General features: G+C 60.3%; 15 protein-coding genes. 14 read left to right on the plus strand and 1 reads right to left on the minus strand.

The annotated features are described in order from the left end of the window. The first annotated feature begins 274 nt into the window (after positions 1-274). Genes rluC through JFT58_RS10370 form a run of 3 tightly spaced genes read left to right on the plus strand, consistent with a single transcriptional unit; the run spans position 275 to position 2,888 of the window. Positions 275-1,234 (plus strand): 23S rRNA pseudouridine(955/2504/2580) synthase RluC, encoded by a 960-nt coding sequence (gene rluC / locus JFT58_RS10360; RefSeq protein ID WP_034128444.1) that lies wholly within the window; start codon positions 275-277, stop codon positions 1,232-1,234. Next, positions 1,221-1,883, plus strand: a complete 663-nt coding sequence (locus JFT58_RS10365) for an HAD-IA family hydrolase (RefSeq protein ID WP_034128443.1) — start codon at positions 1,221-1,223, stop codon at positions 1,881-1,883. Before rluC ends, JFT58_RS10365 begins: the two co-directional genes overlap by 14 nt. Positions 1,884-1,904: 21 nt before the next feature. After that, complete coding sequence (locus JFT58_RS10370) at positions 1,905-2,888, plus strand: S49 family peptidase (RefSeq protein ID WP_054897930.1); 984 nt, start codon at positions 1,905-1,907, stop codon at positions 2,886-2,888. Between the two features lie 131 nt (positions 2,889-3,019). Here JFT58_RS10370 and JFT58_RS10375 read toward each other — a convergent pair whose 3' ends face one another. Beyond that, positions 3,020-3,598, minus strand: a complete 579-nt coding sequence (locus tag JFT58_RS10375; protein WP_054897931.1) for a Maf family protein — start codon at positions 3,596-3,598, stop codon at positions 3,020-3,022. Positions 3,599-3,703: 105 nt separating this feature from the next. On the opposite strand from JFT58_RS10375, the gene JFT58_RS10380 reads away from it, so the two are divergent. From JFT58_RS10380 to JFT58_RS10430, 11 genes are all read left to right on the plus strand, one after another. Next, entirely contained in the window at positions 3,704-4,234 is a 531-nt protein-coding gene (locus JFT58_RS10380) for a YceD family protein (protein WP_003175611.1), read from the plus strand. A 13-nt stretch (positions 4,235-4,247) separates the two neighbouring features. Beyond that, the gene (gene rpmF / locus JFT58_RS10385) at positions 4,248-4,430 is read left to right on the plus strand and encodes a 50S ribosomal protein L32 (protein ID WP_003179396.1); all 183 of its coding nucleotides are present in this window, start codon (positions 4,248-4,250) and stop codon (positions 4,428-4,430) included. A gap of 4 nt (positions 4,431-4,434) precedes the next feature. Further along, complete coding sequence (plsX, locus tag JFT58_RS10390) at positions 4,435-5,445, plus strand: phosphate acyltransferase PlsX (protein ID WP_082423422.1); 1,011 nt, start codon at positions 4,435-4,437, stop codon at positions 5,443-5,445. Positions 5,446-5,571: 126 nt separating this feature from the next. Further along, a complete protein-coding gene (gene fabD / locus JFT58_RS10395; protein WP_054897933.1) occupies positions 5,572-6,510 on the plus strand; it encodes an ACP S-malonyltransferase in 939 nt (312 codons plus the stop codon). Positions 6,511-6,534: 24 nt separating this feature from the next. Continuing rightward, positions 6,535-7,278, plus strand: a complete 744-nt coding sequence (fabG, locus tag JFT58_RS10400; RefSeq protein ID WP_003189275.1) for a 3-oxoacyl-ACP reductase FabG — start codon at positions 6,535-6,537, stop codon at positions 7,276-7,278. Positions 7,279-7,469: 191 nt separating this feature from the next. Next, entirely contained in the window at positions 7,470-7,706 is a 237-nt protein-coding gene (gene acpP / locus JFT58_RS10405; RefSeq protein WP_003175607.1) for an acyl carrier protein, read from the plus strand. A gap of 110 nt (positions 7,707-7,816) precedes the next feature. Next, positions 7,817-9,061, plus strand: coding sequence for a beta-ketoacyl-ACP synthase II (gene fabF, locus JFT58_RS10410; protein WP_034128438.1), 1,245 nt, complete (start codon positions 7,817-7,819; stop codon positions 9,059-9,061). Further along, positions 9,061-9,876: an aminodeoxychorismate lyase gene (pabC, locus tag JFT58_RS10415; protein WP_054897934.1), complete on the plus strand. Its 816-nt coding sequence runs from the start codon at positions 9,061-9,063 to the stop codon at positions 9,874-9,876. The genes fabF and pabC overlap by 1 nt, the downstream gene beginning before the upstream one ends. 1 nt (position 9,877) lies before the next feature. After that, complete coding sequence (gene mltG / locus JFT58_RS10420; RefSeq protein WP_034128436.1) at positions 9,878-11,014, plus strand: endolytic transglycosylase MltG; 1,137 nt, start codon at positions 9,878-9,880, stop codon at positions 11,012-11,014. Positions 11,015-11,033: 19 nt separating this feature from the next. Continuing rightward, on the plus strand, positions 11,034-11,666 hold the full coding sequence (gene tmk / locus JFT58_RS10425; RefSeq protein WP_054897935.1) for a dTMP kinase: 633 nt from the start codon (positions 11,034-11,036) through the stop codon (positions 11,664-11,666). Then, positions 11,659-12,648: a DNA polymerase III subunit delta' gene (locus JFT58_RS10430; protein WP_034128434.1), complete on the plus strand. Its 990-nt coding sequence runs from the start codon at positions 11,659-11,661 to the stop codon at positions 12,646-12,648. The genes tmk and JFT58_RS10430 overlap by 8 nt, the downstream gene beginning before the upstream one ends. Positions 12,649-12,671: the final 23 nt, after the last annotated feature.

Genomic DNA, 12,671 nt, shown 5'->3' on the forward strand with positions numbered 1-12,671 from the left:
TGTGAACTGGCCGTAAATATCGGCGCAAAAGGCGAGTATTCACTCTGCTTTCTGCACTCGCTTCAGGCCTCATGTCACCTGCGCTTGTTACAATCTTGAGCCTTCCTGGGTGGCGAAAGCCCCGTAGGACGGCCTCGCGTCCTGATGAATTGCGATGGTCAGGGCCGGCAGTTTGCCGCATGTCCTCTGTCCAGGCCGCTTTTGGCGGCGTTCGCGACTATAGCAGTAATGATTAAGTGCTTCAATTCCATAAAAAATTGTTATCATCGCCGCCATGACGACTACCACCCCCCCGACCCCCAGCGTCCAGCTGCTTGAGGTCTCGCCGGAATATGCCGGCCAACGCATCGACAACTTTCTTTTGGCCAGGCTCAAAGGCGTGCCCAAGACCTTGATTTATCGCATTTTGCGTAAAGGCGAAGTGCGCGTGAACAAGGGGCGCATCAAGCCTGAGTACAAGCTGCAGGCGGGCGATATCGTCCGTGTGCCGCCAGTGCGCGTGCCTGAACGCGACGAACCGGTACCGCTGGCCCAGGGGTTGTTGCAGCGCCTGGAAGCGTCGATCGTGTTCGAAGACAACAAGCTGATCGTGATCAACAAGCCCTGTGGCATTGCGGTTCATGGTGGCAGTGGCTTGAACTTCGGCGTGATCGAAGCCTTTCGTCAGTTGCGCCCGGATGCCAAGGAACTGGAACTGGTGCATCGCCTGGACCGTGACACCTCCGGCCTGTTGATGATCGCCAAGAAGCGCAGCATGTTGCGCCACTTGCACACCGCCCTGCGTGGCGATGGTGTGGACAAACGCTACATGGCGCTGGTGCGCGGCAATTGGGCCAGCTCGATCAAGAGCGTGCGTGCGCCGCTGCAGAAGAGCAATCTGCGCTCCGGCGAGCGCATGGTCGAAGTGGACGAGGAGGGCAAAGAAGCCCTGACCCTGTTCAAGGTGTTGCGTCGCTTCGGTGACTTCGCCACGATGGTCGAGGCCAAGCCGGTCACTGGCCGCACTCACCAGATTCGTGTGCACACCCTGCATGCGGGCCACTGCATTGCGGGCGACACCAAGTACGGCGACGAAGATTTCTCCAAGGAAATTCGCGACCTGGGCGGCAAGCGCCTGTTCCTGCACGCCTACATGCTCACCGTGCCGCTACCCGATGGCGGCGAGCTGAAATTGCAGGCGCCGGTCGATGAAATGTGGGCCAAGACCGTGGAGCGTTTGAGTGTCGCACCTTGACTACAAGCTGCTGATCTTCGATTGGGACGGGACGCTGGCCAATTCCATTGGCCGCATCGTCGAGTCCATGCACATGGCGTCGACCCGCTCGGGCTTTGAGTTGTGCACGGACCTGGCGGTCAAGGGCATTATCGGCCTGGGTTTGCCTGAAGCCATTCGCACCCTGTACCCCGACATCAGCGACGCCGAGTTGGTAGCGTTTCGCGAGCACTACGCCGACCACTACATTGCGCTGGAAGCTACCCCTTCGCCGCTGTTTGAAGGCGTGGTGCAATCGCTGCAAGCGTTTCGTGCCGAGGGCTATCACCTGGCGGTCGCCACCGGCAAGGCTCGTCGCGGCCTGGACCGTGTGCTCAAGGCTCACGGCTGGGAAGATTACTTTGATATCACCCGCGCTGCGGATGAAACCGCCAGCAAGCCTCATCCCTTGATGCTGGAGCAGATCCTTGCGCACTGTGGCGTTACGCCACGCGAGGCATTGATGGTGGGTGATGCGTCTTTCGACCTGATGATGGCGCGCAATGCAGGCATGGATAGTGTCGCCGTCAGCTACGGCGCCCAGTCTGCCGAGGCGTTGCAGCAGTACGAGCCGAGGCTGACGATTGATCATTTTTCCGAACTGCAGGTCTGGCTCAGCCGGGCCCGATAAGTCTTTGCTGGGGTTGATGGCATGAGTGACGAGTGGAAGGCGCCTGAAAAGGCACAGAGCAGTGATGATAAAAGCTGGAAGCTTTTGGAGAAGACCCTCCTGGCCAGCGTCCAGGAACAGCGGCGTTCGCGGCGCTGGGGGATTTTTTTCAAGCTGCTGACCTTTGTGTACCTGCTTGGGATGCTGGCGCTGTTCAGTCCGCTGATGGACATGGAAAAGAGCGCCACCCGTGGCAGTCACTACACCGCCTTGATTGAAGTGCGCGGCGTGATTGCCGACAAGGAGCCCGCCAGTGCCGATAATATTGTCACCAGCCTGCGCGCGGCTTTTGAGGATGCCAAGGTCAAGGGCGTTATCCTGCGCATCAACAGCCCAGGTGGCAGCCCAGTGCAGTCGGGTTATGTGTATGACGAGATTCGTCGTCTGCGCGCCTTGCATCCGGATACCAAGCTCTATGCCGTAATCTCCGACTTGGGTGCCTCGGGTGCCTATTACATTGCCAGTGCTGCAGACCAGATCTATGCCGACAAGGCCAGCCTGGTGGGTTCTATCGGTGTGACGGCGGCCGGTTACGGTTTTGTCGGTGCCATGGAGAAGCTGGGGGTCGAGCGTCGCACCTACACCTCGGGTGAGCACAAGTCGTTCCTCGATCCTTTCCAGCCGCAGAAGGCGGATGAAACCGCGTTCTGGCAGGGCGTGCTCGACACTACCCATCGTCAGTTCATCGCCAGCGTCAAGCAGGGGCGTGGGGATCGCTTGAAAGATAAAGAGCATCCGGAGCTGTTCTCCGGCCTGGTATGGTCGGGCGAGCAGGCATTGCCGCTGGGCTTGATTGACGGCTTGGGCAGCGCCAGCTCGGTGGCGCGGGATATAGTGGGTGAGAAGGAGTTGGTGGATTTTACGGTCGAGGAATCGCCGTTTGATCGCTTCTCCAAGAAACTCGGTGCCAGTGTGGCGGAGAAGTTGGCGCTGTACATGGGCTTCCAGGGGCCGTCCCTGCGCTGAAATTCCAAGCTAGGTGTAGATCAACTGTGGGAGCGGGCTTGCCCGCGATAGCGATGGATCAGTCGATATAAGTGTCGCCTGGTACATCGCTATCGCAGGCAAGCCAGCTCCCACATTGCTTTACGAAGGTTTCAAGGGATCTGTACGCTTTCGGTCAGCAGCATGTCCACCAGTCGAATCAGTGGCAGCCCAACCAGGCTGGTCGCATCCGGTCCCTCGGTGCTCCGGAACAAGCTCACACCGAGCCCTTCTGCTTTGAAGCTGCCCGCACAGTCATAAGGCTGCTCGATCCGCAGATAGCGCTCAATACGCTCTGCATCCAGTTCGCGCATGTGTACGGTAAACGGCACGCAGTCCACCTGGCAGCGCCCGGTCTCGCTGTTGAGCAGTGCCAGGCCCGTGAGGAAGCTCACACGCTTGCCGCTGGCAGCAAGCAGTTGCTCGCGAGCATTTTCGAAGGTGTGCGGCTTGCCGATGATCCGGCCTTCCAGTGCGGCGACCTGATCCGAGCCAATGATTAAATGGCCAGGATGGCTGGTGGCGAGGGCGCGGGCCTTTTGTTCGGCCAGGCGCTTGACCAGTTCGATGGCGGATTCATCCGGGCGGTGGCTTTCGTCGATATCCGGCGAGCTGCAGGTGAACGGCAGGTGCAGGCGACTCAGTAATTCCCGGCGATAAACCGAGCTGGACGCGAGTAATAAAGGCAGCATATATGTCTCCTCAAGGCAGTCGCCGATTCTAGCGACGTGACCGGCTGACGCACAGGGCTGAATTTCCTTTGACATGGCCGGGTGCATCCCTATAATGCTGCGCCTATGTTGAATGACCCGATTCCACCTCACGTTGACCCGCGCAAATTGGCTGATCGTGGCACCACCCTTCAAGGTGAAGTGCTGCTGGCCGATTTGGAGAGACTCTGCGACCCGCTTTCCGACACTGTCGGTACGGTGCAGGCGAAATTCGTTTTTGAACGAGATGAACGTAAATCTGTGGTAATCCACAGCGTTATCGACACCGAAGTCAAAATGGTTTGCCAGCGTTGTCTTGAGCTGGTCACCCTGCCGATCCACAGCGAATGCAGTTATGCTGTGGTGAAAGAGGGTGCGAATACCCAGTCGTTGCCGAAAGGTTATGACGTGCTGGAACTGGGCGAAGATCCATTGGATCTGCATGCACTGATCGAGGAGGAGCTTTTGCTCGCCTTGCCCATTGTGCCTGCTCATCATCCGGAAGAATGCCAGCAGCCGGAGGGTCTCGATGACGAGGCCGAGCCGAGCGAGGACGAGGTAACGCGGTCCAACCCGTTCAGTGTATTGGCGCAGTTAAAGCGTGACCCAAACGTTTAGGAGTTAATCAATTATGGCTGTTCAGCAGAACAAAAAATCCCGCTCCGCCCGTGACATGCGCCGTTCGCACGACGCTCTCGAGGCTAGCACCCTGTCCGTGGAAAAGACCACTGGTGAAGTTCACCTGCGTCACCACGTATCGCCAGAAGGCGTATACCGTGGCCGTAAAGTGATCGACAAGGGCGCTGACGAGTAATCACTTGTCTGCTCAAGTCATCGCGATTGACGCAATGGGCGGGGACTTCGGTCCCCGCAGCATTGTTCAGGCCTGCATTGCCAGCCTGTCTGCCACGCCCTCGCTGCATCTGACCCTCGTCGGTCAACCCTCCCTACTTGAAGAACTGATTGCCAGCCATCCGGCGGTGGATCGCGCGCGCCTGACGATTACGCCAGCCAGCGAAACCATCAGCATGGATGAAAAGCCGGCGGTTGCCCTGCGTGGCAAGCCCGATTCTTCAATGCGGGTGGCCCTTGAGCTGTTGCGTGATGGCAAGGTGCACGCCTGTGTCAGTGCCGGTAATACCGGCGCGTTGATGGCCTTGTCGCGGCACGTGCTCAAAACCCTGCCGGGTATTGATCGGCCGGCAATGGTGGCGGCGATCCCGACGCAGAAGGGCTATTGCCAACTGCTGGACCTGGGCGCCAATGTTGATTGCAGCGCCGAGCACCTGCTGCAGTTCGCCGTAATGGGCTCGGTGGCCGCCGAAGCGCTGGGCGTGGCCCGACCCAGGGTTGCCCTGCTGAATATCGGTACCGAGGACATCAAGGGCAACCAGCAAGTCAAGCTTGCCGCCACCTTGCTACAAAGCGCGCGGGGCTTGAACTACATCGGCTTTGTTGAGGGTGATGGTTTGTACCGTGGTGAAGCTGATGTGGTGGTGTGCGACGGCTTTGTCGGTAATATCCTGCTCAAGTCCAGCGAAGGCCTGGCAACCATGATTGCTACGCGTATTGAAGCTTTGTTCAAGCGCAACCTGGGGGCGCGTATGGTGGGAGCCTTGGCGTTGCCCCTGATGCGACGCTTGCAGGCTGACCTGGCGCCAGCACGGCACAACGGTGCAAGCTTTCTTGGCTTGCAGGGCATTGTGGTAAAAAGCCATGGCTCGGCCGGTGTGCTGGGCTTTCAAAGTGCAATTGCGCGGGCCTTGATCGAGATTCAGGAGAACCTGCCGCAACGCTTGCACGGCCGTCTCGAGGATCTGTTGCCTTAGGCGAATTGGCCCGGGAGTGCTTAAATGTGACCGGCCAGTTCAATTGACCATCCAATCAGTCAGTTTCGTTCGCGCCCACCGTAGGCGCGAGCATTTTTGACGACCAGATCATTAGGGGCTTGTTACATGTCTACATCCCTCGCATTCGTCTTTCCAGGGCAGGGTTCGCAGTCCCTCGGCATGTTGGCCGAGCTGGGCGCGCAATACCCGCTGATCCTGGACACCTTCAAGGAAGCTTCCGACGCCCTGGGTTATGACCTGTGGGCACTGACCCAGCAAGGGCCGGAAGCATTGCTCAACCAAACCGATAGAACCCAGCCGGCCATCCTGACCGCTTCGATCGCCCTGTGGCGCTTGTGGCTGGCAGAAGGCGGCGCACGCCCTGCCTTCGTCGCGGGTCACAGCCTGGGCGAATACAGCGCCCTGGTGGCCGCGGGCAGCCTGACCTTGGCTGAAGCGGTCAAGCTGGTCGAGCGTCGTGGTCAACTGATGCAAGAAGCCGTTCCGGCCGGGCAGGGCGGCATGGCCGCTATCCTGGGCCTGGACGACGCGGTGGTGATCGAGGCCTGCGCCGAAGCGGCGCAAGGCGAAGTGGTCAGCGCGGTGAACTTCAACTCCCCAGGTCAGGTGGTGATCGCTGGTGCCAAGGCGGCCGTCGAGCGTGCCATCGAGGGTTGCAAGGCCCGTGGCGCCAAGCGAGCGCTGCCATTGCCGGTGAGCGTACCGTCCCACTGCGAACTGATGCGCCCGGCGGCAGAGCGCTTTGCCGAGTCTATCGCTGCCATCAACTGGCAGGCGCCGCAGATCCCGCTGGTGCAGAACGTCAGCGCGGCCGTGGCCGCCGACCTCGACACCCTCAAGCGCGACCTGCTGGAGCAGCTGTACAAGCCAGTTCGCTGGGTTGAATCGGTCCAGACCCTGGCCGCCAACGGTGCCACCGAACTGGTCGAGTGCGGCCCGGGCAAAGTCCTGGCCGGCTTGAACAAGCGCTGCGCCGACGGTGTGTCGACCGCCAACCTCAATACCCCAGAAGCCTTCGCTGCCGCTCGCGCGGCACTGGCCTGAATCCCGTACTTAGGAGAAGCCTGCATGAGTCTGCAAGGTAAAGTTGCACTGGTTACCGGCGCAAGCCGTGGCATTGGCCAGGCGATCGCCCTGGAGCTGGGCCGTCAGGGCGCCGTTGTGATCGGCACCGCCACCTCCGCCTCGGGCGCCGAGCGTATCGCCGCGACCCTGAAGGAAAACGGCGTGCAAGGTACCGGTCTTGAACTGAATGTGACCAGCGATGAGTCCGTGGCTGCCGTACTGGCCCAGATCACTGCTCAGTTCGGTGCACCGGCTATCCTGGTGAACAACGCCGGGATCACCCGTGACAACCTGATGATGCGCATGAAAGACGACGAGTGGTACGACGTGGTCGATACCAACCTGAACAGTCTGTTTCGCCTGTCCAAGGGCGTTTTGCGCGGCATGACCAAGGCGCGTTGGGGCCGAATTATCAATATTGGCTCCGTAGTGGGTGCCATGGGCAACGCAGGCCAAGTAAACTACGCCTCTGCCAAGGCCGGCCTGGAAGGTTTCAGCCGCGCACTGGCGCGTGAAGTCGGCTCGCGGTCGATTACGGTCAACTCGGTGGCCCCTGGGTTCATCGACACCGATATGACCCGCGAACTGCCGGAAGCACAGCGCGAAGCCTTGCTGACGCAGATTCCGCTGGGCCGTCTGGGCCAGGCCCAAGAGATCGCGAATGTGGTCACTTTCCTGGCATCTGACGGTGCGGCATACGTGACTGGGGCTACAATCCCGGTTAACGGCGGGATGTACATGAGTTAAATTGTGACGGATCGCTTCAAAAAAATGTCATACGAGCTGTCTAAAATCCGTTATAAAGCTGCAACTTAATTTATAGGCAGGTGGCCGACCGGGTACAGGGTGAAGCTTTCAGTTGAAAAGCTGAAATGGCTTTCTATACACTTACCCACTGGCCAGCTGCCTGAATTTGTCCATTAGGAGTTAAACAAGGTATGAGCACCATCGAAGAGCGCGTCAAGAAAATCGTCGCCGAGCAACTGGGCGTTAAGGAAGAAGAAGTGGTCAACACTGCTTCCTTCGTAGAAGACCTGGGTGCCGATTCCCTTGACACCGTTGAGCTGGTGATGGCTCTGGAAGAGGAATTCGAGACCGAAATCCCGGACGAAGAAGCTGAAAAAATCACTACTGTTCAAGCTGCCATCGACTACGTTACTAGCCACCAGGCGTAATAGTTTGTAGTCGTCGCTTGCTGTCAGGGAAAAACCGCACTGCTGTAAAGGCGTGCGGTTTTTTCTTTAGCGGCGATGAAAAGTGTCGTCATTAGAAAAAGGAGAGTGCTGTGTCGCGTAGACGCGTCGTAGTCACCGGTATGGGTATGTTGTCGCCACTGGGTACGGATGTGCCGAGCAGTTGGCAGGGCATTCTGGCTGGCCGCAGTGGTATTGGTCTGATCGAACACACGGACCTTTCTGCCTATTCCACCCGTTTTGGCGGCTCGGTAAAGGGCTTCAATGTCGAGGAATATCTCTCGATCAAAGAATCCCGCAAGCTCGACCTGTTCATTCAGTACGGCCTGGCTGCCGGGTTTCAGGCTGTGCGTAACGCCGGCCTGGAAGTCACCGACGCCAACCGTGACCGCATCGGCGTGGCCATGGGTTCAGGTATTGGCGGTCTGACCAATATCGAAGAAACCAGCCGCACCTTGCATGAGACTGGCCCACGTCGAATTTCACCGTTCTTCGTACCGGGCTCGATCATCAATATGATTTCCGGCTTCCTGTCCATTCATCTGGGTGCACAGGGACCGAACTACGCAATCGCCACGGCTTGTACCACAGGTACGCACTGCATTGGCATGGCGGCACGCAACATTGCCTACGACGAAGCCGACGTGATGATCGCCGGCGGCGCCGAAATGGCCGCGTGCGGCCTGGGCATGGGCGGCTTCGGCGCGTCCCGTGCGCTGTCGACCCGCAACGACGAGCCGACCCGTGCCAGTCGTCCGTGGGACAAGGGCCGTGACGGCTTTGTGCTCTCCGACGGTGCCGGTGCGCTGGTGCTCGAAGAGCTGGAGCACGCCAAGGCGCGTGGTGCCACTATCTACGCCGAATTGATCGGGTTTGGCATGAGCGGCGACGCTTACCACATGACTTCACCGCCGTCCGACGGAGCGGGTGCTGCGCGTTGCATCACCAATGCCCTGCGCGATGCGAAGGTCAACCCCAACCAGGTGCAGTACATCAACGCCCATGGCACTTCGACCCCGACCGGCGACCTGGCGGAAGCAGAGGCCATCAAGTCGGTGTTCGGCGAGCACGCCTATAAGCTGGCGGTCAGCTCCACCAAGTCCATGACCGGCCACCTGTTGGGTGCGGCGGGCGCGGTCGAGGCGATCTTCAGTGTGATGGCAATCAGGGATCAGGTCGCTCCGCCGACTATCAACCTTGATGAGCCGGACGAAGGCTGCGACCTGAACTTCGTGCCCCACGAAGCGCAGCCCATGCCGATCGACGTGGCGATTTCCAACTCGTTCGGTTTCGGTGGCACCAACGGTTCCCTGGTGTTCCGCCGGTTCGCCGAGTGATGCACAGCTGGGTCGACGGTCAGCCAGCGGACAGCGTGCCCCTGAAAGATCGCGGCCTGGCCTATGGCGATGGGGTGTTCGAGACCATCGCCGTCAAGGCCGGGCAGCCGTTGCTGCTCGACCGTCACCTGCAACGCCTGGAAGAGGGTTGCAGGCGTTTGGCATTGGTGGTGGATCACGGGTTGATTCGCCACGAAGTGCTGAGCTTCGCCGCCGCCCTTGGCGACGGTATTCTCAAATTGATCCTCACCCGTGGCGACAGCTTGCGCGGTTACGGGATCAACCCTGGCGCCCCGGTGCGCCGCATCTTGCAGGGCAGCGCGCCCGCTGTTTACCCGCCCACCCATGAAGTCGAAGGCGTGCGCCTGTTCGCGTGTGCCACGCGCTTGGCGCAGCAGCCGTTGCTGGCCGGTATCAAGCACCTCAATCGCCTGGAGCAGGTGATCGCGCGTGCCGAATGGCAAGATACCGAACATGCCGAAGGCCTGATGCTGGATATATCTGGCCGGGTGATCGAAGGCATATTCAGCAATCTTTTCCTGGTGAGCAACGGCTTGTTACTAACCGCTGATCTGAGCCGTTGTGGCGTTGCGGGCGTGATGCGCGCCGAAGTTCTGGCCCAGGCACAAGCGCTGGGCGTCCCGGTGGCCGTGGCCGACATCAGTTTGGAGCAGTTGCAACAGGCCGATGAAGTCTTCGTCTGCAACAGCGTTTATGGCATTTGGCCGGTGCGAGGCTGCGCTGCGATGAGCTGGCCGGTTGGGCCGCTCACCCGTAAACTGCAGGGCATTGTTCGCGCGCTATTGGATATTTGAGTTGATACGAAAACTGGTGTTACTGCTGCAGATCAGCCTGATCTCGGCGGCTTTGCTCGTGGGCTTTTCTGCCTGGAAACTCGACTCTGCCCTCAAGCAGCCCCTGAAGCTGCCTCAGGAGCAGTTGCTCGATGTACCTGCTGGCGCTACGCCGACGGGCACCTTCAATCGTCTGGAAGCCGACGGCGTGCTCGACGATGCATTCTGGTTGCGTCTGTACTGGCGCTTCAACCTCGAAGGCCAGCCACTGCACAGCGGCGAGTACCGCATGAGCCCGGGCCTTACCGCCGAGGGTTTGATCGGCCTGTGGCAGCGCGGCGAAGTGGTGCAGTACAGCCTGACCTTGGTGGAGGGCTGGAATTTCCGTCAGGTGCGCACCGCCCTGGCCAAGCATGAAAAGATCGTGCAGACCCTCGCGGGCCTGACTGACAGCGAAGTGATGGATAAGCTTGGCCACCCAGGTGTGTTTCCTGAAGGGCGGTTCTTCCCCGACACCTACCGTTTTGTCCGCGGCATGACTGATGTCGAGTTCCTGAAAAAAGCTTACAACCGCCTGGACGATGTACTCGCCCAGGAGTGGAGCAAGCGTGCCGCCGACGCGCCCTACACCGACCCTTACCAAGCACTGATCATGGCGTCGCTCGTGGAAAAGGAGACCGGGGTGCCTCAGGAGCGCGGGCAGATTGCCGGTGTTTTTGTGCGTCGCCTGAAGATCGGCATGTTGCTGCAGACCGACCCCACCGTGATCTACGGCTTGGGTGAGCGCTACAACGGTAAATTGACCCGCACCCACCTCAAGGAAGCCAACCCCTACAACACCTACATGGTTGCTGGCCTGCCGCCCACGCCCATCGCGATGGTCGGTCGCGAGGCGATCCATGCAGCACTGAACCCGGTACCGGGCAGCAGCCTGTATTTCGTCGCCCGTGGCGATGGTAGCCATATATTCTCGGATAACCTGGATGCGCATAATGCCGCCGTGCGTGAGTTCCAACTCAAGCGCCGTGCCGATTACCGTTCCAGCCCGGCACCGGTGGTGAAACCGCCTGAAGATTCGGCACCTTCCAGTGATGCGCCTACCCCCGACGCTCCGATCGAGCCCGCGCCGGACACGACCGCGCCGCAAAGCCCGCAATGACTCTGACTAAGGACTGCCTGTGACTGGCTTGTTTATTACCCTGGAAGGCCCGGAAGGCGCCGGCAAAAGCACTAACCGTGACTACCTGGCCGAGCGCCTGCGTGCGCAGGGCATCGAGGTGGTGCTGACCCGTGAGCCGGGTGGTACGCCGTTGGCCGAGCGCATTCGCGACGTCCTGCTGACCCCGGGTGACGAGCCGATGAATCCGGACACCGAGTTGCTCCTGGTGTTTGCCGCCCGTGCCCAGCACCTGGCCGAAGTGATTCGCCCGGCCCTGGCGCGGGGTGCCGTGGTGATCTGCGACCGGTTTACCGATTCCACCTACGCCTACCAGGGTGGGGGCCGGGGGTTGTCCATGGAGCGCATCACCACCCTGGAAACCTTCGTGCAAGGCGATCTGCGCCCCGACCTGACCCTGTTGTTCGACCTGCCGGTGGAAGTGGGCATGGCCCGCGCCAGTGCGCGAGGTCGTCTGGATCGCTTCGAGTTGGAAGGCCAGGCCTTCTTTGATGCAGTGCGCAGCGCTTTCCTGCAGCGCGCCAAGGCTGAGCCCACACGTTATTACCTATTGGACGCCGCCCAGCCGCTGAGTCAGGTGCAACAGGCTATCGACGCGCTGCTGCCCACCCTGTTGGAGCGTAGCCGTGGCTGAGTCCTACCCGTGGCAGGACGGCCTCTGGCAGCAACTGGCAGGGCGCGCCCAGCACGCCCACGCCTATCTGCTGCATGGGCCGGTGGGCATCGGTAAACGCCACCTCGCCGAACGCCTGATGGGCAGCCTGTTGTGCCAACGCCCGGTCAATCTGGAGGCATGTGGCGAGTGCAAGTCCTGCCTGTTGCTCAAGGCTGGCAGTCACCCGGACAACTATGTGCTGGAGCCCGAGGAAGCGGACAAGGCCATCAAGGTCGACCAAGTGCGCGACTTGGTGAGCTTCGTGGTGCAGACCGCGCAGATGGGCGGGCGCAAAGTGGTGCTGATTGAGCCGGTTGAGGCGATGAACATCAACGCGGCCAACGCCTTGCTCAAAAGCCTTGAAGAGCCGTCCGGCGATACCGTGCTGTTGCTGGTGAGCCACCAGTCCAGCCGCTTGTTGCCGACCATTCGCAGCCGTTGCGTGCAGCAGGCTTGCCCGTTGCCCAGCGAAGCCATGAGCCTGCAATGGCTGGCGCAGGCGTTGCCGGAATGCAGCGCAGAAGAACGAGGCGAGTTGCTGACCCTGGCGGCTGGCTCGCCTTTGGCGGCAGTGAAGCTGCAGGCTCAGGGCGTGCGCGAACAGCGTGCACTGGTCGTGGATGGCGTGAAGAAACTGCTCAAGCAGGAATTGTCCGCCACGCAACTGGCCGAAAGCGCCTGGAAGGATATTCCGCTGTTGCTGTTGTTCGACTGGTTCTGCGACTGGTCCAGCCTGATCCTGCGCTACCAGCTCACCCAGGATGAGAACGGCCTGGGCCTGGCGGATATGCGCAAGGTCGTGCAATACCTGGCGCAAAAAAGTGCCCAGGACAAAGTACTGAACATCCAGGACTGGATCCTCGCCCAGCGCCAGAAAGTCCTCGGCAAGGCCAACCTCAACCGCGTGCTGTTGCTCGAGGCGTTGCTGGTGCAGTGGGTCGGCCTGCTCGGGCGCCGTTAAATTCCGTGGCTGACGGGTGTATC

This window comes from Pseudomonas sp. MF6767 (genome assembly GCF_016405475.1).
Taxonomy (GTDB): Bacteria; Pseudomonadota; Gammaproteobacteria; order Pseudomonadales; family Pseudomonadaceae; genus Aquipseudomonas; species Aquipseudomonas paracarnis.

Excerpts from the sequence above, each read along its gene's own strand:
- JFT58_RS10380 (WP_003175611.1), top strand. The coding sequence starts at position 3,704 with ATGTTGAATGACCCGATTCCACCTCACGTTGACCCGCGCAAATTGGCT.
- rluC (WP_034128444.1), top strand. The coding sequence starts at position 275 with ATGACGACTACCACCCCCCCGACCCCCAGCGTCCAGCTGCTTGAGGTC.
- fabD (WP_054897933.1), top strand. The coding sequence starts at position 5,572 with ATGTCTACATCCCTCGCATTCGTCTTTCCAGGGCAGGGTTCGCAGTCC.
- acpP (WP_003175607.1), top strand. The coding sequence starts at position 7,470 with ATGAGCACCATCGAAGAGCGCGTCAAGAAAATCGTCGCCGAGCAACTG.
- pabC (WP_054897934.1), top strand. The coding sequence starts at position 9,061 with ATGCACAGCTGGGTCGACGGTCAGCCAGCGGACAGCGTGCCCCTGAAA.
- fabG (WP_003189275.1), top strand. The coding sequence starts at position 6,535 with ATGAGTCTGCAAGGTAAAGTTGCACTGGTTACCGGCGCAAGCCGTGGC.
- JFT58_RS10370 (WP_054897930.1), top strand. The coding sequence starts at position 1,905 with ATGAGTGACGAGTGGAAGGCGCCTGAAAAGGCACAGAGCAGTGATGAT.
- JFT58_RS10375 (WP_054897931.1), bottom strand. The coding sequence starts at position 3,598 with ATGCTGCCTTTATTACTCGCGTCCAGCTCGGTTTATCGCCGGGAATTA.
- rpmF (WP_003179396.1), top strand. The coding sequence starts at position 4,248 with ATGGCTGTTCAGCAGAACAAAAAATCCCGCTCCGCCCGTGACATGCGC.